The sequence below is a fragment of the Mesorhizobium sp. M1329 genome, assembly GCF_040318035.1.
Classification (GTDB): domain Bacteria; phylum Pseudomonadota; class Alphaproteobacteria; order Rhizobiales; family Rhizobiaceae; genus Mesorhizobium.
Map to the genome: position 1 here is coordinate 65470 of NZ_JAMYLN010000025.1, position 18152 is coordinate 83621.

General features: G+C 61.9%; 19 protein-coding genes. 13 read left to right on the forward strand and 6 right to left on the reverse strand.

The window, feature by feature from the left end; genetic code table 11:
* The first annotated feature begins 35 nt into the window (after positions 1 to 35).
* From NKH21_RS23210 to NKH21_RS23230, 5 genes are all read left to right on the forward strand, one after another.
* Positions 36 to 641, forward strand: a complete 606-nt coding sequence (locus NKH21_RS23210; protein WP_352566571.1) for a hypothetical protein — start codon at positions 36 to 38, stop codon at positions 639 to 641.
* A 1-nt stretch (position 642) separates the two neighbouring features.
* Positions 643 to 1305 carry an ABC transporter ATP-binding protein gene (locus tag NKH21_RS23215; RefSeq protein ID WP_352566570.1) on the forward strand — a complete coding sequence of 221 codons (663 nt, stop codon included), beginning with the start codon at positions 643 to 645 and terminating at the stop codon, positions 1303 to 1305.
* A complete protein-coding gene (locus NKH21_RS23220) occupies positions 1298 to 1978 on the forward strand; it encodes an ABC transporter ATP-binding protein (RefSeq protein ID WP_352566568.1) in 681 nt (226 codons plus the stop codon). Before NKH21_RS23215 ends, NKH21_RS23220 begins: the two co-directional genes overlap by 8 nt.
* The gene (locus tag NKH21_RS23225) at positions 1975 to 4626 is read left to right on the forward strand and encodes an FtsX-like permease family protein (RefSeq protein ID WP_352668759.1); all 2652 of its coding nucleotides are present in this window, start codon (positions 1975 to 1977) and stop codon (positions 4624 to 4626) included. Before NKH21_RS23220 ends, NKH21_RS23225 begins: the two co-directional genes overlap by 4 nt.
* Before the next feature lie 192 nt (positions 4627 to 4818).
* Positions 4819 to 5073, forward strand: coding sequence for a DUF1344 domain-containing protein (locus NKH21_RS23230; RefSeq protein WP_352566564.1), 255 nt, complete (start codon positions 4819 to 4821; stop codon positions 5071 to 5073).
* Positions 5074 to 5240: 167 nt separating this feature from the next.
* Here the strand turns inward: NKH21_RS23230 and NKH21_RS23235 are convergent, their stop codons facing one another.
* Positions 5241 to 7631 (reverse strand): thiamine pyrophosphate-binding protein, encoded by a 2391-nt coding sequence (locus NKH21_RS23235; RefSeq protein WP_352867756.1) that lies wholly within the window; start codon positions 7629 to 7631, stop codon positions 5241 to 5243.
* 129 nt (positions 7632 to 7760) lie between these two features.
* Between NKH21_RS23235 and NKH21_RS23240 the strand changes: the two genes are divergently transcribed.
* A complete protein-coding gene (locus NKH21_RS23240; RefSeq protein ID WP_352492895.1) occupies positions 7761 to 8234 on the forward strand; it encodes an Lrp/AsnC family transcriptional regulator in 474 nt (157 codons plus the stop codon).
* 202 nt (positions 8235 to 8436) lie between these two features.
* On the opposite strand, the gene NKH21_RS23245 is transcribed toward NKH21_RS23240, so the two are convergent.
* Positions 8437 to 9195 (reverse strand): acyl-homoserine-lactone synthase, encoded by a 759-nt coding sequence (locus tag NKH21_RS23245; RefSeq protein ID WP_352492896.1) that lies wholly within the window; start codon positions 9193 to 9195, stop codon positions 8437 to 8439.
* Positions 9143 to 9892 carry an autoinducer binding domain-containing protein gene (locus tag NKH21_RS23250; protein ID WP_352668765.1) on the reverse strand — a complete coding sequence of 250 codons (750 nt, stop codon included), beginning with the start codon at positions 9890 to 9892 and terminating at the stop codon, positions 9143 to 9145. The genes NKH21_RS23245 and NKH21_RS23250 overlap by 53 nt, the downstream gene beginning before the upstream one ends.
* A 127-nt stretch (positions 9893 to 10019) precedes the next feature.
* On the opposite strand from NKH21_RS23250, the gene NKH21_RS23255 reads away from it, so the two are divergent.
* Positions 10020 to 10235 carry a helix-turn-helix domain-containing protein gene (locus tag NKH21_RS23255; RefSeq protein ID WP_292654544.1) on the forward strand — a complete coding sequence of 72 codons (216 nt, stop codon included), beginning with the start codon at positions 10020 to 10022 and terminating at the stop codon, positions 10233 to 10235.
* Between the two features lie 27 nt (positions 10236 to 10262).
* On the opposite strand, the gene NKH21_RS23260 is transcribed toward NKH21_RS23255, so the two are convergent.
* Positions 10263 to 10523, reverse strand: a complete 261-nt coding sequence (locus NKH21_RS23260) for a helix-turn-helix domain-containing protein (protein ID WP_352492898.1) — start codon at positions 10521 to 10523, stop codon at positions 10263 to 10265.
* 146 nt (positions 10524 to 10669) lie between these two features.
* Here NKH21_RS23260 and NKH21_RS23265 point away from each other — a divergent pair, with 146 nt between their 5' ends.
* From NKH21_RS23265 to NKH21_RS23290, 6 genes are all read left to right on the forward strand, one after another.
* A complete protein-coding gene (locus tag NKH21_RS23265; RefSeq protein ID WP_352566558.1) occupies positions 10670 to 11443 on the forward strand; it encodes an IclR family transcriptional regulator in 774 nt (257 codons plus the stop codon).
* Positions 11433 to 12626 (forward strand): M24 family metallopeptidase, encoded by a 1194-nt coding sequence (locus NKH21_RS23270; protein ID WP_352867762.1) that lies wholly within the window; start codon positions 11433 to 11435, stop codon positions 12624 to 12626. Before NKH21_RS23265 ends, NKH21_RS23270 begins: the two co-directional genes overlap by 11 nt.
* Complete coding sequence (locus tag NKH21_RS23275) at positions 12623 to 13915, forward strand: threonine synthase (protein ID WP_352668766.1); 1293 nt, start codon at positions 12623 to 12625, stop codon at positions 13913 to 13915. Before NKH21_RS23270 ends, NKH21_RS23275 begins: the two co-directional genes overlap by 4 nt.
* Positions 13916 to 14075: 160 nt before the next feature.
* Positions 14076 to 14822 carry a substrate-binding periplasmic protein gene (locus NKH21_RS23280; RefSeq protein ID WP_352566552.1) on the forward strand — a complete coding sequence of 249 codons (747 nt, stop codon included), beginning with the start codon at positions 14076 to 14078 and terminating at the stop codon, positions 14820 to 14822.
* A gap of 104 nt (positions 14823 to 14926) precedes the next feature.
* Complete coding sequence (locus NKH21_RS23285) at positions 14927 to 15583, forward strand: amino acid ABC transporter permease (RefSeq protein WP_352668770.1); 657 nt, start codon at positions 14927 to 14929, stop codon at positions 15581 to 15583.
* The gene (locus NKH21_RS23290; protein ID WP_352668772.1) at positions 15580 to 16311 is read left to right on the forward strand and encodes an amino acid ABC transporter ATP-binding protein; all 732 of its coding nucleotides are present in this window, start codon (positions 15580 to 15582) and stop codon (positions 16309 to 16311) included. Before NKH21_RS23285 ends, NKH21_RS23290 begins: the two co-directional genes overlap by 4 nt.
* 46 nt (positions 16312 to 16357) lie before the next feature.
* Here NKH21_RS23290 and NKH21_RS23295 read toward each other — a convergent pair whose 3' ends face one another.
* Complete coding sequence (locus tag NKH21_RS23295) at positions 16358 to 17404, reverse strand: pyridoxal-phosphate dependent enzyme (protein WP_352668773.1); 1047 nt, start codon at positions 17402 to 17404, stop codon at positions 16358 to 16360.
* Positions 17401 to 18039 (reverse strand): hypothetical protein, encoded by a 639-nt coding sequence (locus tag NKH21_RS23300; RefSeq protein WP_352867767.1) that lies wholly within the window; start codon positions 18037 to 18039, stop codon positions 17401 to 17403. Before NKH21_RS23300 ends, NKH21_RS23295 begins: the two co-directional genes overlap by 4 nt.
* Between the last annotated feature and the right edge of the window lie 113 nt (positions 18040 to 18152).

The following is an 18152-nucleotide window of genomic DNA, read 5'->3' on the forward strand; positions in this document are numbered from 1 at the left end:
AGTGAATTCGCCGTTCAGCTCGAAAGGCCGCTCAAATGATGTCCGCTCATCGAAAAATCAGCCGGATTCTGCCGATCCTTACCGTTGCGGCATGTCTGGGCGCTGCCGGCGCGCTCGTTCCAGATTTCGGAAATCTGCCGGCGTTGGCGGCCGAGAAAGTCGTCCCCGCGGAAAAGAACCCTCCCGGCGATATTCCCGATACGCAAGTCTTCATCGACTATGCCTCACCGCAAGGGTTCACCATGAAGGTGCCGGAGGGGTGGGCGCGCACGGACAATGCCGACGGCGCAAGCTTCGTCGACAAGCTCGACGGCGTCGTTGTTTCCGCGGCAAAGGCGGACGCCGCACCGACCGTCGAAAGCGCCAAGGCGGATTATGTTCCGAAGCTCCAATCCACCGGTCGAGCCGTCCGGGTGACGGCGGTCAAGCAGGTCAAGCTGGCGGCGGGCCCGGCAATCCGCATTGTCTATACGTCCAACTCCGAACCAAATGCGGTGACCAACAAGCAGGTCCGCCTGGAGAACGAGCGGTACCTCTATTTCAAGGACGGCAAGCTGATCACGCTCGAACTCTACGCGCCAAAGGGCGCGGACAATGTCGACCAGTGGCAGTTGATGTCCAACTCGTTCCGGTGGAAATGAAATGCACGCGCTGGACGCGCATGAACTCTATCGGTTCTTCCACATCGGCGACGACGAGACAGCCGCATTGCGTGGCATCAGCATCCATGTGTCGGCTGGCGAGATCGTCGCCCTGACGGGACCGTCCGGCAGCGGCAAATCCACCTTGTTGTTCTGCGTGACCGGGCTGGACGAGCCGGATGGTGGCCATGTCGAGGTGGCCGGCCTGCGCCTGACCCGGCGACCGGAGGCCGAGCGTGCACGCGTTCGCGCCGCCAATTTCGGCATCCTGCTGCAGTCCGGCAACCTGTTTGGCCACCTGAGCGTCGAACAGAACCTGCGTTTGCAGATGCTTCTGGCGGGAAAGCTGGACCAGAAGCGAATTGGCGCCTTGCTGGAAAGCGTCGGCCTCTCGCATCGCGCGCAGGCATTTCCAACCGAGCTCTCGGGCGGCGAGACGGCGCGCGCGGGCCTTGCTGTGGCGCTGGCCGCGGACCCGCCGATCCTGGTTGCCGACGAGCCGACCGCGGAGGTCGACCGTGACACCGAATCCGGGCTGATCGGGCAGTTCGAGGCGAGACGCGAAGCCGGACTGGCGACGCTGCTCGCAACCCACAGCAAGGCGCTGGCGCAAAGAGCCGACCGGATCATCAGGTTGAAAGACGGGAGGATCGACAGTGAGTGAGACGCTCGTTGTCGGCAAAGGCCTTGGCCGGGACTTTCATGATGGAAACGCCGGCCGGATCACGGTGCTGCTCGACGTCGACTGCGAGATCGCGACAGGCGCGCGCATTGCCCTGGTCGGGCCTTCCGGCAGCGGCAAGACAACGCTGCTGCATATTCTTGGCGGGCTGGACAGACCGACGGCCGGCACCATCGAATGGCCGGGGCTTGGTCCGTTCGAGGAACTGCGGCCGCGTCTGATCGGATTTGTGTTCCAGTCGCCCAGCCTGTTCCCAGCGCTCACCGCAGCTCAGAATGTCGCCTTGCCCATGATCCTGGCCGGCAAAGGCGCCGCCGCGGACGAAACCGCGGCAGCACTGCTGGAATCGTTTGGCCTCGGCGAGCTTGGCGACAAACTGCCAGAGGAATTGTCCGGTGGGCAGTCGCAACGAATAGCCATGGCGCGCGCTTTAGCCATAGGGCCAAAACTCGTGCTTGCCGACGAGCCGACCGGGCAGCTCGACAGCATCACGGCGCAGTTCTTCTTCGACGCAGTGCTGGATCGCCTGAACGGGACAGACATAGCCTTGGTTGTGGCAACGCATGACGAAGCCGTGGCCGCCCGGATGGCGACACGGTGGACGATGGACCACGGCCGGCTGATCGCAGGTCGGCCGAGAAACAAGGCGGCATGATGCTCCTCTTGTGGGTTCGCGGCGTTCTCGCCCGCCGTTTCCTGCGCGTCGCCGGTGCCATGGCAGGCGTCGCGCTGACCGTGGCGCTTCTCGCGGCGATGGCGCTTTTTCTCGCCAACGCCAGCACCTCGATGACGGAGCGCGCCATATCGGCCGTGCCGATCGACTGGCAGGTTCAGGTGATTTCCGGTGCCGATCCTGACCTGATCGGCAAGGCGCTGGCCGACGCGCCGGTCAAGGCCGTTCATCAGCTCCGCTATGCGGATGTTGCCGGGTTCGAATCGCAGACCGGCGGCACGACGCAGACCACCGGATCGGGCCAGGTCATTGCTTTCGACAATGGCTATTCGAAAACCTTTCCGGCGGAAGTCCGGCCGCTTTCCGGCGCCATCGACGGCGTGCTCATTGCCCAGCAGGCGGCGGCCAATCTTCATGTCGGGCCGGGCGATACAGTCTCGATCAAGCGGATCGGCCTGCCGCCGGCAGAGGTCAAGGTCGCCGGCGTGATCGATCTTCCCGACGCGGATTCGCTGTTCCAGGCGGTCGGCCTGCCGCCCCAGGCTGCTCCGCAGGCGCCGCCCGACAACGTGCTCGTGCTGCCACAGCAAGATTGGCAGCAACTCTTCGACCCGCAGCAGAAAATGCGGCCCGACACCGCCCGGCTGCAATGGCACGTGCGGCTCGCCCATGAGGCGCTGCCGCCGGACCCGGTCAGCGCCTATACCTTTGTCACCGGCGCGCATAGGAATCTTGAGGAACGGGTCGTCGGTCAGGCTCTGGTCGCCGACAATCTCGGCTCCCGTCTCGGGGCGGTTCGGGAGGATGCGCTTTATGCGTCCGTCCTGTTCCTGTTTCTCGGCCTGCCCGGCATCGCGCTGGCCATTGCCCTCACCTTTGCGGTCACTTCGTCCGGTGCGGTGCGCCGGCGCACGGAGCAGGCGCTGCTTCGCGTCCGCGGCGCGACGACGAGAACAATCCTGTCCCTGTCCGCTGCCGAGGCCGCAATCGCCGCAGTCGGCGGAACCGCGCTCGGCATCGCCGCGGCGTTGCTCTTCGGCCGCATCGCTCCAGGCCTGCACGTGACGGCGAGCATGAGCGGTCCGACATTGCTTCTTGTAGCCTTGTTCGGGTTGCTTGTCGGTTTCATCGCCTTTCTGTTTCCCGCCTGGCGTGACGCGCGCTGGGCGACTGTCAGTGCCGCGCGGCGTACCGTCAGCAGGGCGTGGACGCCGCTTTGGCGGCGCCTGTGGCTCGACATCATTTTGCTCGCGGCCGCAGGGCTTTTCTTGTCGCAGTCGGCGAGCACCGGATACCAGATCGTTCTTGCGCCCGAAGGCGTCGCCGCGATCTCCGTGGACTACAAGGCGTTCATCGCGCCGGCGCTGTTCTGGCTGGGCATGGCGCTGCTGACCGTGCGGCTGTCGGGCGCCATTATCGCGCGCAACGGCAGGGGTCTTCGAGCGATCATTGCGCCGGTCGCCGGGCCTCTTGCGGCTGTCGTGTCAGCCGCGTTGTCGCGGCAATCGGGGCGCCTGACCATCGGCATCGCGATGACAGCGCTGGCCATCTCCTTCGCCACGTCGACCGCGATCTTCAACACCACCTACAATGCCCAGGCACGCATCGATGCCGAACTGACCAACGGGTCCGACGTCACCGTCTTCGGCACATCGGACAGACCGGCCGGACCGTATCTGGCGGCGCTGGCGGCGCTGCCCGAGGCGGCCGCGGCAGAACCCATGCAGCATCGTTTCGCCTATGTCGGCGCCGACCTGCAGGATCTCTACGGCATCGACCCATGGCGTATCGAACGGGCAACGAAGCTTTCCGACGCCTATTTCAGCGGCGCCGGCGCGGCCGGCATGCTCGACCAGCTCGCCGCCACGCCCGACGGTGTCCTGGTCTCGGAAGAGACCGTGCAGGACTTCCAGCTTCAGCAAGGCGATACGATCAATCTGCGGCTCATCGATGCAAGGGATCACCAGTACCATCCCGTCGCCTTCAAGTTCATCGGCGTCGCGCGCGAATTTCCGACAGCACCGAAGGACTCCTTCCTCGTTGCGAACGCCGCCTACGTGGCCCGCATGACCGGGTCGGATACATCCGAGTACGTCCTGATGCGGGCCAAGGCCGATCCTGCAGCACTGGCGCGGCAGGCTTCTTCGGCACTCACCTTCGATCCGTCGCTGAAGGTCGCCGACATTGGCCAGGCTGCCCATCTCATCGGCTCGAGCCTGACCGCGGTCGATCTTGGCGGACTGACGACGATCGAACTGGCGTTTTCCGTCGTCATGGCCGCGGCCGCCGGCGGGCTGATGCTGGCGCTGGGCTTCGTCGAGCGCCGCCGGCCCTTCGCGATACTGAGCGCCATCGGCGCCAAGCCTCGGCAATTGGCGACCTTTCTGTGGAGCGAAGGCCTCCTGATCCTCGTCGGTGGTTTCGCATTCGGGCTTCTGTCGGGCTTGCTGACGGGGTGGATGCTGGTGAAGCTGTTGACCGGCGTGTTCGACCCCCCGCCGGAGAGGCTCTCGGTTCCCTGGGCTTATCTGGGGGTCGTGCTCGGCCTTGTCGCCGCTTCGGTCGTCGCCGCGATCCGGTCGGCCAGGCCCTCGTCCGGACAGGACGCTGAGCACCTGCGGGATCTATGACAATCCGCGCCGGACTTACCCATTTGTAAAGTCCCGGCCATCTTACCGAAAACTCTGCCGCATAGGCTCGATCCCATCTTCTCTCGCTGAGGGAAATGATCCGGCAAGCCCTACCGCTCCGGATCGTCACCGTTGCCGCTCTGGCGCCAACAGCCCTTTCGGCATCGCAACGAAACCAACCGGGAAAACCAAATGAAAAAATCAGTCATCGCAACCGCAATGGTACTGGCCCTCGCATCTTCGAGCGGTGCCTTCGCCAAGGCGGTCACCGGCACCATCGCGAGTGTCGATAAGAGTGGCGATTCGATCACTCTGTCCGACGGCAAGACGTTCATCTTGCCGGAAGGGATTGAGGCCGAGACACTCAAGGTCGGTGAAAAGGTCGTCGTTACCTATTCGGCCAAGGCCGGCAAACTAGTGGTTTCCAGTATTCACCAGGCCAAGTAACAGGTGTCAGACGAAATGCCTACAATCGGGCTGGCCCGCCAGCCCGATTCCTTGCCGGCAGCCAGCAAATTCCAGTCGGCACGGTCCTGGGGTACCGCGCGGCACATCTCGGAATGCACACGGCGGACATTCGCCTTCCGGTCTGCAGCAGCCGTGAATGTCTTCCGTCAATCCAGCGCGCGCAGATAGCGGATGGGGCGCCCACCAGCAATCCGGTCGGCGGCTGTCGCTATGGAATTGGCGTCGATTCCGAAGTGCCGGTAAAGATCACCGATTGTCCCGGACTGGCCAAAGTGCTCGACGCCGAGACTTCGCGTGCGATGGCCGTATACCGAGCCCAGCCAGCCGAGCGCGGCCGGATGGCCGTCGGCGACCGTGACGATCGCACAATGGGCTGGAAGCTCCTCGAACAGCCGTTCGACATGGCTTCTGGCATGAACAAGGCCGCGTTCGCGTGCGCGGCTTGCCGCCGTCCAGCCTGCGTTCAACCGATCGGCCGAAGTCACTGCCAAAAGACCGACGTCGCGACGATCCTCCGCCATCATGCCGACCGCCTCGATGGCTTCCGGCGCGACGGCGCCTGTATAGGCGACGATCACCTCCGCATTCGGACCCGGGGGCCGCAGCCAATAGCCGCCGTCGACAATGTCCTGCTCAAGGTCCTGCGTCATGGTTCGAATGATCTGATCAATGGGGCGCGTCGAGAGCCGCAGATAGACCGAGCCGCCGGTCTCGTCGCGCAGCCAGGTGCGCTCCGACTGGACGACGTCGCCGTCGCGCTGCAGGTAATCCAGTGCAAAACGCGTTATGACGCTCAACTCATCGACGAATGCCGGCTCGTAAGCCGCAAGCCCGTCCTGCGCCATGCCGATCAACTGGGTGGCGATCGACTGATGCGCGCCACCCTCCGGCGCCAGCGTGACGCCCGACGGGGTGGCTGCAAGGAGAAAGCGCGCATCCTGGTAGCAGGCATAGTTGAGCGCATCGAGACCGTGCTGGATGAACGGATCGTAGAGCGTGCCGATCGGCAACAGCCGTTTGCCGAAAACCGAATGCGACAGCCCTAGCGCCGACAGCAGGATGAACAGATTGTTCTCGGCAATGCCGAGTTCGATGTGCTGGCCGGATGGGCCGAATTCCCATTTCTGCGCCGAGGCTATGCGTTCGCTGCGGAAAGTGTCGGCAAGCGAGCTTCGCGCGAACAGGCCGCGCCGGTTGACCCAGGGTCCGAGATTGGTCGAAACAGTGACGTCGGGCGATGTCGTGACGATAGCGTCGGCAAGCGGCCCGCCCGTCCGTGCAATCTCGTCCAGGATCCTGCCGAATCCGATCTGGGTGGAGACGCTGCCCTTGGCTTCCGGGCCGAGGCGATCGGGGACCAGGATGCGTTGGGCGTGCCGGCGGCGTCGGCCTTTCGCGGCAAAAGGTACCGCATCGAGGAAACGTCGAAGATCAACCTTGCCAATATCCAAGCCTTCGAAGGCATCCCACTCCCGCCCCTCACCGATCGACATCGAGGCGCGAAAGACGGCCATCTGATCCTTGGTCATCAGCCCGGCATGATTGTCTTTGTGGCCAGCGAGCGGCAGGCCGAAACCTTTTATCGTATAGGCGATGAAGCAGGTCGGCCGGTCGTGGCCGCGCGCCCTCTCGAAAGCTTCGATCAGGCACTGCAGGTCGTGGCCAGCGAGATTTGTCATCAGTGCGGCGACTTCAGCATCGGATCGCCGGTCGAGAAGTGATTTCAGGCCCGGCTTTTCGCCGATATCGGCAAACAGCCGCTTGCGCCAGGCGCCGCCGCCTTGAAAGGTCAGCGCCGAATAGAGCTGGTTCGGGCAGCCGTCGATCCAGGCCTTCAACGCCTCGCCGCCCGGCTGGGCAAAAGCGGCTTCGAGCAGCTTGCCGTATTTCAGGATGACCACATCCCAGCCGAAATTCCTGAAGAAGTTTTCGAAGCGTTCCCAAAGGCCTTCGCGCACAACGGCATCGAGGCTCTGGCGATTGTAGTCAACGATCCACCAGCAGTTGCGCAGGCCATGTTTCCAGCCTTCGAGCAGCGCCTCGAAGATGTTGCCTTCGTCCATCTCGGCATCGCCGAGCAGCGCCACCATGCGGCCCTCGGGCATGCTTTCGTCGCGAGCGCTGAGATAATCCTGCACAAGGGAGGCAAACAGCGTCTGCGCGACGCCGAGACCTACCGAGCCGGTGGAGAAATCGACGTCATCGACATCCTTGGTCCGCGACGGATAGCTTTGCGCGCCACCGAAGGCGCGAAATCCTTCGAGCTTCTCCCTCGTCTGATTGCCCAGAAGATACTGGATGGCGTGGAACACCGGCGAGGCGTGCGGCTTCACCGCGATTCGGTCGTCCGGCCTCAGCACCAAGAAATACAGCGCGGTCATGATCGTCACCAGCGAAGCCGAGGACGCCTGGTGTCCGCCAACCTTCAGGCCGTCGGTGTTTTCGCGCAGGTGATTGGCGTTATGGATCATCCAAGTCGACAGCCAGAGCACCTTCTTCTCCAGCGCCGAAAGTGCCTCCAGTTTTTGTTTGTCCATGCTGCAAGACTCCCGGTTGCGATCGTCGCAATCATAGGGCTGAGCAAAAACCGATTGTCGCTAAACTTGCAGGAGATTGGCACTTGCGTTAGCTGGTTTCGGCAATATCGACCAATGGAGTAACTATCCATGCCAAAACGCCGACTGGACGATATCGACCGAAAGATCATTGCCGCGCTGCAGGTCGATGGCCGGATGACGGCTCAGCAGCTTGCCGATCGGGTCGGTCTTTCGGCCTCGCCCTGCGCCCGCCGGGTCCGGCTAATGGAGGACATGGGGGTCATCACCGGCTATGCCGCCCTGATCGACCAGGACATGGTCGACCTGCCGATCTCGGTGTTCGCCTCGATCAAGCTGGAGCGCCAGCGCGAGAACGAGCTGAAGCGGTTCAATGCGGCGATCGCACGCTGGCCGGAGGTGGTCGATTGCTATCTGATGACTGGCCAGCGCGATTATCTGCTGCGTGTGGTGGTGCGCGATTTGCACGCCTATGAGCGCTTCCTGAAGGAAAAGCTGACGCGGCTCGATGGCGTCTCCTCGATCGAGTCCAGCTTCGCGCTTGCGCAGATCAAGCGGTCGAACCGGCTGCCGGTCGAGACATGATTTTTTCTAAACGTTGGCAAGTCAATCGCTTAGGTTCCCCGGTTCGAACAGCACGATTTCGCCCGGTGGTGACTGCAGCGGCCGGTTTTGCGATTGGTTTTTTTGGCTGACGGGCGGATACGCCATCGCTGGCGTGCGCGAACTTGTCTGCGAGGCAGCATGTTCGTTCGAGGCGTGACGCCCAAAAACGGACGGCCCGCGGTCAGGCCAGCCGCTTGAGTGCCGTTTCGGCCCAAAGCACTGGGTCGGTTATGCGGTAGAATTGTCGCGTCGCGGCCAAGGCAGACGGGCCGACGTCGACCATGACGCCGATGATGGTCATGTCATCGCATTTGAATGAAGATCCAAGCTGCCTTGGACACCAGCCGATCGATGCCAAGCGGTCGAACCAGTAGTCCTCGCAGACAATGGTCAGATTGCTTATGCCTCTTTGAATGCAGAATTCCAGAATCCCGCAGTAGATCACGCCGGCGGCCTGACAGGGTCGGCCGGGGTCGCGAAAATCCCGGGCCACGAAAAACCTGGTCCACTCAAAGATATCGGGTCGGCGCGGCACGCCACCCTCGGCAAGTTGCGGAAAGATTTCGCTCATCAGATGCGGTCTTAGGCTGGGCACCAGCCGGGATCCGGCAACGACACCCCTTCCCGGCTGGATGCCGAGCAGATGAATCGCTTCTGGTGTATCAAAGGGGTCGATCTCGCGACTGTCGGGGCGCCTCAGCTCGTGCCAGCCACGTTCATCGACATAGATTTCGTGTCGCAGACGGAAGTAACTGTCGAGATCGCCTCGATAGGCAAAGCTGTTTGACGCGTCGACGACGTGGACCTGAATCATTGCGGTTCCTCGAGATGGAACCCCATCCGACCACGTGACGATTGCCCATGAAATACCTAGATCTGAGGATGGATTAAAGTTCGATTTCGCGCCTGCGATAAGCCTCGACGATGGCGTGCACGACATTGGCGGTGCTGAGCTTCTGCTTGATGTTGCGCAGGTGGGTCGTCACGGTGTTTTCCGAAATTCCAAGTATTCGGGAAACCTCCCATGCGGTCTTCCCGCCAGCGACCCACTGCAGGATTTCACGCTCCCGTTGGGAAAGCTTTTGTCTCGGCCGCCTGAGCGAGCTGCCAACGAGTCGTTCGGCAGCCGAGTAGGCATGGCGCGCAAGGGCATGAACGGTGCAGCGCACCGTCGGCGCCAAATCAATTTCGCGTCCGGCAACCGTTACACAGGCCGGATCGCCGAATGAGGCTTGGATTGGAATGCAGATCCCGTCCCAAAGCCCAAACTCTTTTGCCTCATCCATCACCTTCCTGGCATTGCCGTTCGTCAGGCCCTGATGGACGTCCCTCCAAAGGAACGGCCCAATCGCACTACGGCACAAAGCAACGCAAGGGTCATGGCGATAGTGTCCGGCAGCCATGTAGTGGCTGTACCATTCCCCCGGCCAACCGTTAACAAGGATGTGTCCATCCAGTGATCCGGTGTCCTGGCGTGGCAATTCGGTGACGAGACAGGCTGCATAGCCGTGACGTTCGATGCTCTTGCGCAGTTGCCGAATGATTTCGGCGACGCTGCTTGCACGATCAATCAGCGCGGTTGCTTCAAAGATTTGCGTTAGCTGGTGCTGTAAGACGCTCCCATGAACCGCCGACATTTCACGCCCCTTCAATGTACTGAGACAAAGAAAGAATAAATAAGTTGGACCCGACCGCAACCTGCGGCATGACGTTTGACTACTATAGTAGGTGGCACTAAAGGGCGCATTCTGACTGCCTCGCCGCATGAGGCTGAGGTCGGTTTTTGCTCGCAATCTAAGGTTGCTTCGCCAAGGTACCGGCTTGTCCCAGGAGCAGCTCGCGGACCTTGCCGGCCTTGATCGCAACTATGTCGGCAAGCTGGAGCGGGAGGAGAACTCACCGACCGTCGATACCTTGGAGGTACTGGCGTTGGCGTTGCAAGTTGACGTGGAGCAGCTCATCCGTCGCAACGCGCCGTGATCCACCGGCCAGCAGGCGGCGGGAGCGTCAGGATTTTCTGCTGCGTCGCGTACGCGGCGTCAGGGCTGGGGCGTCTTTGCCTGGCCGTTTGGTCAAATCCTCGATGTCAACGCTTAATGCGGTGGCAAGCTTTGCAAGCGACAGAATTGTGGGATTGCGCCGGCCGGCTTCGAGACCACTCAGATAGGCGCGCGTGAACCCTGAACGGAACGACAGTTCCTCTTGAGAGAGGGCTTGTGCGCGCCGGATCCTCTGTACGTTCAAACCGACAACCACCCGTAGGTCCATGAGGGCATGGTCGTCGCTGCGTACACTTTAGGACGACACACTATAGTGAACATTCTTCATTGACAGGCGCCGCCATTGCTGCTTTTCTCATCATATTGCGGAACGCCATTCCGAAATAAGGAACGCCGGTGACAGGAAATCTTTCGTTGAAACGCGGCCTTGCGGTTCTCAACGTGCTCAAGGACGCGGACGAAGCGGTCGGGGTGCGCGAGCTCGCCCGCCGGCTTGAGCAGAGTGCTCCCGCCGTGCAGCGAATTCTCAACACCCTGGCAGAGCAGGGCTATGTCGAGCAGTCGCCAGACTCGCGGCGCTACCGGCTCGGGCATTCCGTCCTGGCGCTGGCGCGGAAGGTCCTGGGCAGAGATCGCCTCGTCGGCTTGGCTGAAATCGAACTGCAGGCGCTGGCCGCCGAGGGTTGCTTCAACGCGTTCCTGGGCATCAGGCGAGGCAATCGCGGTATTTATCTCCTGACCGTGCAAAGCAAGAGTCCGGTCGTCATTCGCTCGTCACCCGGCGAAACGTTCCCCTTGCACTCCACCGCCTTGGGCAAGGCACTCCTGATGGAGCTGAGCGGCGAAGCGGTCATCGAGATTATCGGACGGGGTCCGCTCGAGCGGGTTGCCGTACGCACCGTCACTGATCCGCACAAGCTCGTGGCTCAGATCAGAGCGTGCGAGTCTATCGGTTACACAACCTCCCTGGACGAGAACTTTACCGGGCTGATCGCGGTCGGCGCGCCGCTTCGCGATGCATCGGGCATGATCACCGCGGCGATAAGCGTGGCCTACCCCCGGTCTGTTGGGCCGCATGTGGAGATCGCCGAGGTGGGAGAGGCAGTAATTGGGGCTGCGGCGCGCATCTCAGCGGGCCTCGGCTTTCCGGAGGCAAAACAGGCTCGGGATTCCCACCATGCTGCTTAACGAGGCCCGCCTGAAACAACGCATGTCGGCAGCCGGGCTTGATGCCCTTATAGCGACGACGCCGGAAAACGTGACCTATATGAGCGGCTTCTGGGCTCTGCCGCAATGGATCCGTCGTGGCCCGCAGGCCTATGTGGTGTGGCCGGCTCCTGACAAGGGCACGCCTGAAATCATCGCCAGCACCAGCACTCTCGACCTCGTTGCCGATCAGGACGTCTGGGTAAGCAAGGTGCGGCGCTATGGCGACTTTTACGCCGATGTGGGTTCCTTGACCGCCATGGACCGCGCCAGTGAACGGCACCTCCAGCTTCGCGAGCTGCCGAGGCATCGCGATGCCATTACGGCTCTGATCGCGGCACTGGAAGAAGCCCAGCTCGGCCGCGGGCGGATCGGCATAGACGAGGCGGGGCTCGCGCCAGGATACCTGGAAGCCCTCAGAGCCCATTTTCTCAATGCGTCGTTCCTACCAGCCACCGCGTTGCTTCGCGAGGTTCGTGCCGTAAAGACGGCTGATGAGATCGAACGGCTCGGCCAAGTTGCCCAGATTGCCGAACGCTCCATTCAAGCAGCACTCGCAGTCGCTCAGGAAGGCGCCACCGAAGCAGATCTGGCGCGCGCTTTTCACGTCAGGACGGTTGAGGAAGGCGCCCTGCCCGTACTGGGATGCATCGGCTTTGGCGAGCGCAGCGCACTCATGAACGTCCAGCCGTCGGACCGCAAGTTGCGCGCTGGAGAAATCATCCGCTTCGACGTCGGTGGCCGGTTTCGGCACTACCGCGCCGACATTGCCCGCATCGCCACGCTGGGCGAGCCGCCGCCGCAGGCGCATCGGCTTCAGCAGGCGCTGCTGCGCGGCGTTCAGCATGCCTGCGATATCATCCGGCCCGGCATGCCGGCAGCACAGCTTTTCGAGGCGGTCGTGCGTGTGGTTCAGCGCGAAGGAATTGCCCACTACGAGCGCGATCACGTCGGCCACGGCATCGGCCTTGATGGTTACGATGCGCCGACGCTTTCGGCGGGGAGTACCGACGTCCTGGAAGAAGGAATGGTGCTGTGCGTGGAGACCCCTTACTACGAAATCGGCCGCTGGGGACTCCAGGTGGAGGACATGGTGGTTGTTCGCCAGGGCGGAGTGGAGCGGCTGACAGAGACGCACAATGCAATCACCCGGGTGCCGTCATGAGCCGCGCGGCAGGTTTTTCCTGTATTCGATGCGGCGCCTTGTTCCCGAGCGATACCAAAATCGACTCACGCGGCTGCCTGATATGCTGTGGTGAAGCGCCAGCCAATCTTAAGGTCGTCTACGATCCGTCCGGAGCGACATCGGCCGCTTCCGCAGGGGCTGGCGCGCTCCCCTCGCTGTGGCGCTATGCCGACATGCTTCCTTGCGGGCTCAGCGATGCAATCTCGCTGGGCGAGGGTCTGACGCCGCTGCTGAGCGCCGAGAGGCTGGGAAAGCAGCTCGGAGTGCCCAAGCTTCTTATCAAGGACGAGGGCGCGAACCCCACGTGGTCCCACAAGGACCGCTTCTCGACCGTGGCGGTGTCCATGGCACGTTTGAGTGGTGCACGCGTCGTGGCGACTGCTTCGTCGGGCAACGCCGGGGCCTCACTTGCCGCCTATGCTGCACGGGCGGGCCTGAAATGCGTCGTTGTGACATTCTCAGGCACCGCCGGCGCAATGTTGGCGCAGATCCGCAAATACGGCGCCAGCGTCGTATCCCTGGCCGACAAATCCCATCGCTGGCCATTACTTGCCGCTGGTACCGAGCGCCTCGGATGGTTTGCGACGTCGCCGTTTCACAGCCCCGTGGTGGGCAGCCATCCTGTCGGGATCGAGGGCTACAAGACCCTGGCTTACGAGATCGTCGAACAGATGCACGGAGCCGTGCCGGACTGGTGCGCCTTGCCTGTTTGCTATGGCGACGCGCTAGCCGGGCTCTGGGCGGGATTCAAGGACCTTCTTAGCCAAGGCAGGATCGATCGGTTGCCGAGACTCGTGGCGGCGGAAGTGCACGGATCTTTGGCCAAAGCGCTTGCCGGCAATGCCGATCTGGTTGCCGAGGTTCCCGCGGGCTTCGACACGCTGGCCATCTCGATCGGCACCACACGAAGCACGTTTCAGGCGCTCAACGCGCTGCGCGAATCTGGTGGCATGGCGATGCCGGTCGGCAATTTCGGCCTGATAGCCATGCAGCGGCAGCTTGCGGGCACCGAGGGGGTTTTTGCCGAGCTTGCCTCGGTGACGCCATTTGCGGCTATTGAATCCCTGAGACGGGAGGGCACGATCGCGCAGTCGGACAGAGTCGTTGCCATTGTGACAGCGAGCGGCCTCAAGGACTTGGATCGTTCGACCGGCCCGGCCCACGCACAACAATCGTTTCGGTCAGTTGCAGAAGCCTGGGAACACCTTGCCGGGGACCGTGACTATTTCACGTCCTCTCATGAACAACGCGCGACCAGGATGTCCTGAAGAGGAGATAGAGGCGATCATGGACGGATGCGACTTCTGATCGACTGATGATCCCGTCCGCCACCGGACGGTATTGCGACTTCCAAAAGCTATCCACGAGAGGCAAATTCAACTCGCTTGGCGAGCGGAACCTCGATTCAATAATGAAAGGGGAATTTTCATGCTTGGCAAAACTCTCATCGGCTGGCTCGCAGCCCTCGGCGTCGCAATCGCAACTCAGGCGATGGCTGAGGAAACCCTCAGGGTCGGCGTCACGCCAACCGGGGTGCCGTTCACGTTTGTCGATACCGCAACCCGAAAGCCGACTGGCGCGATGGTCGATCTGGCAAGCGCGATTGCCGCAAACCTTGGCACGACGGCCGACTTCCAGGTAAACGCTTTTCCAGCCCTGATCCCGGCATTGACGACCGACAAGATCAATCTGATTTCCGCCAGCATGTTCATAACCGACAAGCGCAAGCAGGTGATCAATTTCAGCACGCCGATTTACGCCTATGGCGAGGCGATGTTTGTTGCTGCCGGCGACAGCAAGAACTACACGATCGAAGAGCTGAGAGGTGAGACCGTCGGGGCGCAGATCGGCTCGACCTACGCCGATGCTCTGGAAGCGCTTGGCGTCTTCGGTCAAGTCAAGCTCTACGACTCAATCGCTGACATGATGCGTGATGTAGTCCTGGGCCGCATCAAGGCCGGCTTTGGTGACGCCCCGATCGTCGCTTATCAGCTTTCAAAAAACCCCGACCTGGGTGTTCGCCTCGTCGACGGCTATCGGCCGATGAAAAAAGGCGAAGTCGCGTTGGCGGTTGCCAAGGAAAATCCACTGCTTCTCGAAAAGGTGAATGCCTCCATCGCCAAGCTGAAGGAAAGCGGCGAATTAAGCCGAATTTTTTCCAAATATGGCCTCTGAAGCCATCCCCTCGAGCTCGAAACAAGCACCGGCTGGCAGGACCATAGGATCGCATCGCAATGACCGGCCCTGACGGCCGGGAACGTGCCAAGAGGAAGCCGGCCATGACCAATTTCATCGCGCACGCAAGGGAATATCTACCGCTTCTTCTTCAAGGCGTTTGGCTGACCGTCATGATAACCGTTCTTGCGCTGTGTCTGGCGACGGCGCTCGGCCTTGTATGGGCGCTGTTCAGGACATCGGGGATACGCTGTCTCGCCGTGCCGACGCAGCTGCTTGTCGACTTCGTGCGCGGCATACCACTGCTGGTGGTTCTCTTTTATATCTACTTTGTCGCGCCCGAGATCGGCATCAACCTGACCGCGCTCCAGGCCGGCACGATCGGGCTGGGCCTGGCTCACTCCTGCTATCTCGGGGAAACCTTCCGCGCGGGCATCGAGGCGGTCCACAAGGGTCAGGTCGAAGCGGCAAAATCGATCGGGATGAAGCGTCCGATGATGATGCGCCGCGTCGTGCTGCCGCAGGCGGTCAAGATCATCCTGCCGCCTTACGCCAACAACATGATCATGCTGCTGAAGGACTCCTCGCTTGTGTCGGTGATTTCGGTTCAGGAGTTGACCATGCAGGGTAAGATGCTTGCGTCGTCCACTTTCGACAACATGACAGTTTTTACCTTGGTGGCACTGCTTTACCTGTGCCTGACGGTTCCGCTGAACCTGCTTATGCGCAGAGTCGAGAGCTATCTTGGGGCGACGGGATGATCACCTTCGATGACGTGCACAAGTCCTTCGGCGCCCATGAAGTCCTCAAGGGAATCAACGCCGAGATCGCCAAGGGGCAGGTCGTATGTTTGATCGGGCCCTCGGGTTCCGGCAAATCGACGCTTCTACGATGTGTGAACGGACTTGAGACCTATCAGCGCGGTCGCATCAGCATCGACGGCACCGTGGTGGATGCCGCCTCGCCGCAGGTTCACGCCATCTGCACCCGTGTTTCCATGGTCTTCCAACGCTTCAACCTGTTTCCGCATCGCACAGCGCTGGAAAACGTCATGGAAGGGCCGCTCTACGTGCTGAAGGAAAACAGGAACCAGGCTCGCGAGCGCGCCATGGCATTGCTCAATCGCGTCGGCCTGACCGACAAGACGAATGCCTATCCCGCGTCATTGTCGGGCGGCCAACAGCAGCGCGTAGCCATCGCCCGCGCCCTGGCGATGCGCCCACAGGCCATTCTTTTCGACGAGCCCACCTCAGCACTCGACCCGGAAACAGTCGGCGAGGTCCTGCAGGTCATGCGCGCGCTCGCAGACGAGAACATGACCATGCTCGTGGTTACGCACGAAATTCAGTTCGCCCGCGAGGTCTCCGATAGCGTCCTCTTTCTCGACGGCGGCCGGATCGTTGAGCAAGGCCCGGCCAAGGAGCTACTTCGACATCCGAAACACGAACGCACTAGGGATTTTCTTCACCGGGTCATGCACCCTGTGTAACTGCTGGCCGATGTTGGCTTTGTCGCCTAGCCTGAATTCGGACCTGTCACAGCGTAGGGGGCAGGCCGTCCGCCGCCGCGAGGACGGCGTTTAAAGTTCTGCGGTTCCAAGGGAATCTCGTCCATGCCGTCTCTTCAGCCGGACGAATTTGCGTGAGAACAGTTGGTTCAAGAGGAATGGGGATTGGCCAATCCTTCAAACCGGCGAGCCAGTCGGGGTTGTAGACTGTATCGGAATGACGATGCCCTTCATCTGGCATTATCACGACGGTGGAGGCTTCCGGATTTTGCCTGGCGAACCAGGCGGCGACCAAGGCTGCGGCGCCGCTGGTCGGACCCATGAACAGCCCGTGATCGCGAAACAGTCCGTGCGCCATAGCGTAAGCCGGCAATGCGCCCACCCAATGAATGTCGTCGATCATCTCATGACGAACATTGTCCGGCAAAACGCTGTTGCCGAGCCCGCGCAGCATGCGACGTCCGACAGGCTGGCCAAAGAGCATGCTTCTGTGGGTATCGACAGCAATCATCCTGAGATCAGGAAAGAGCTCACGAAGAAAGCCTCCGGTTCCACAAAGCGATCCCCCAGTGCCCACGCAGCCGACGAGGCAATCGATACGGCCGAATGATCGCACAACGAGGTCGGCGAGACGCGCGTAGGCAAGGCGGTTTTCCGGACTGTCGTATTGCCGAGGCCAATACGTGCCCGGACTATCTTGCAGGGTCTGGTGAAGATACTCGAGCCGACCGCGCTGATTGCCGTCTCCCTGAGGATCGTCGATGGCCATGACTTTGGCACCAAGTTGTTCCAGACGCCGCCTGAGTTTCAGGTCGATGAGGCTGGAGGCCGTGACAAGTGTCAGCGCATAGCCACGAACCGCGGCCAGCATAGCGATGGCGAGGCCGAATGTGCCCGACGTCGTTTCGATGATGTGACCTTCCCGCCTGAGGCGCCCTGACGCTTCCGCCTGATCGACCATGAACCGGGCGGGGATCAGCTTCATGAGGGAAAAGCAGGCGGCGTTGAGGTTGGGTGCGAGTTGGGCAAAACGCGGCGTCTCGTAGGCGCGTAAATAGTCTGGCGCCGCGCTCACTGGATTAGCCCCGTTTCGGCATTAAGGGCAAACGTGTGGACGTCCTGGAGGCCTGCGCCGCTCACCTCCCTAGCGAGCTCAGCAGCACGCATGGCCGCCCTGGGTGCGTTGGCATCCAGAAGAATGCCGATCAACGTGCCACTGTGGGCCACCTGCACACCGCACGCGCCATGCGCCCGTGCTATATCCAAAACGGTGTTGAAGGATGCCTTCGGCAGGTGCCTCTGGCTGATACTGGCGCTGATGGTTGCGACACGTCCAAGCAGGCGGGGATCTTGTTGCCGGATGGAGCGGAGCGCCAGTCCCCGCAGAACACGGAACAGCCCGATTTCCTCACCATCATAGCGTGCCCGCGGCATGCTTAGCGTATCGATCGGCCGGGCACTGCCGTCCCTGAAACCCACCAAGAGAAGGGGCGGGAACTCGCCACCGAAGTGTTCGATCGTACGGCCCTCCCGGTGGGCGAAGAGGATAGGTTGGTCGCCGTAGGCAATGGCGTCGCTTGCGCCTTCCGCGGCCACCGCCAGTCGCGCAATTGTTGACTGGCGCAGCGTGAGGCCTGCTGCAGCTCTGACGCGAATGGCGGCTTCCAATGGGATTTCGACGGCGTGCGAGAGTTCGATGAGCGGCGCCATTGCACGCGCCGGAAGGCGGAGGGGCCAGTGCTGGCGCTGCGGCGGCCAGGCGAGGAACGGCTGACGGGAAGGCGCTAGAGCGGGCCGGAGCGGATACTGGCGTTGCCTCCCGT

Coding starts and splice junctions, on each gene's coding strand:
- NKH21_RS23255 (WP_292654544.1), top strand. CDS start 10,020: ATGAGGCTGAGGTCGGTTTTTGCTCGCAATCTAAGGTTGCTTCGCCAA.
- NKH21_RS23300 (WP_352867767.1), bottom strand. CDS start 18,039: ATGGCGCCGCTCATCGAACTCTCGCACGCCGTCGAAATCCCATTGGAA.
- NKH21_RS23270 (WP_352867762.1), top strand. CDS start 11,433: ATGCTGCTTAACGAGGCCCGCCTGAAACAACGCATGTCGGCAGCCGGG.
- NKH21_RS23250 (WP_352668765.1), bottom strand. CDS start 9,892: ATGTCGGCGGTTCATGGGAGCGTCTTACAGCACCAGCTAACGCAAATC.
- NKH21_RS23210 (WP_352566571.1), top strand. CDS start 36: ATGATGTCCGCTCATCGAAAAATCAGCCGGATTCTGCCGATCCTTACC.
- NKH21_RS23290 (WP_352668772.1), top strand. CDS start 15,580: ATGATCACCTTCGATGACGTGCACAAGTCCTTCGGCGCCCATGAAGTC.
- NKH21_RS23280 (WP_352566552.1), top strand. CDS start 14,076: ATGCTTGGCAAAACTCTCATCGGCTGGCTCGCAGCCCTCGGCGTCGCA.
- NKH21_RS23215 (WP_352566570.1), top strand. CDS start 643: ATGCACGCGCTGGACGCGCATGAACTCTATCGGTTCTTCCACATCGGC.
- NKH21_RS23230 (WP_352566564.1), top strand. CDS start 4,819: ATGAAAAAATCAGTCATCGCAACCGCAATGGTACTGGCCCTCGCATCT.
- NKH21_RS23245 (WP_352492896.1), bottom strand. CDS start 9,195: ATGTCGTGCACGCCATCGTCGAGGCTTATCGCAGGCGCGAAATCGAAC.
- NKH21_RS23275 (WP_352668766.1), top strand. CDS start 12,623: ATGAGCCGCGCGGCAGGTTTTTCCTGTATTCGATGCGGCGCCTTGTTC.
- NKH21_RS23225 (WP_352668759.1), top strand. CDS start 1,975: ATGATGCTCCTCTTGTGGGTTCGCGGCGTTCTCGCCCGCCGTTTCCTG.
- NKH21_RS23260 (WP_352492898.1), bottom strand. CDS start 10,523: ATGGACCTACGGGTGGTTGTCGGTTTGAACGTACAGAGGATCCGGCGC.
- NKH21_RS23240 (WP_352492895.1), top strand. CDS start 7,761: ATGCCAAAACGCCGACTGGACGATATCGACCGAAAGATCATTGCCGCG.
- NKH21_RS23285 (WP_352668770.1), top strand. CDS start 14,927: ATGACCAATTTCATCGCGCACGCAAGGGAATATCTACCGCTTCTTCTT.
- NKH21_RS23235 (WP_352867756.1), bottom strand. CDS start 7,631: ATGGACAAACAAAAACTGGAGGCACTTTCGGCGCTGGAGAAGAAGGTG.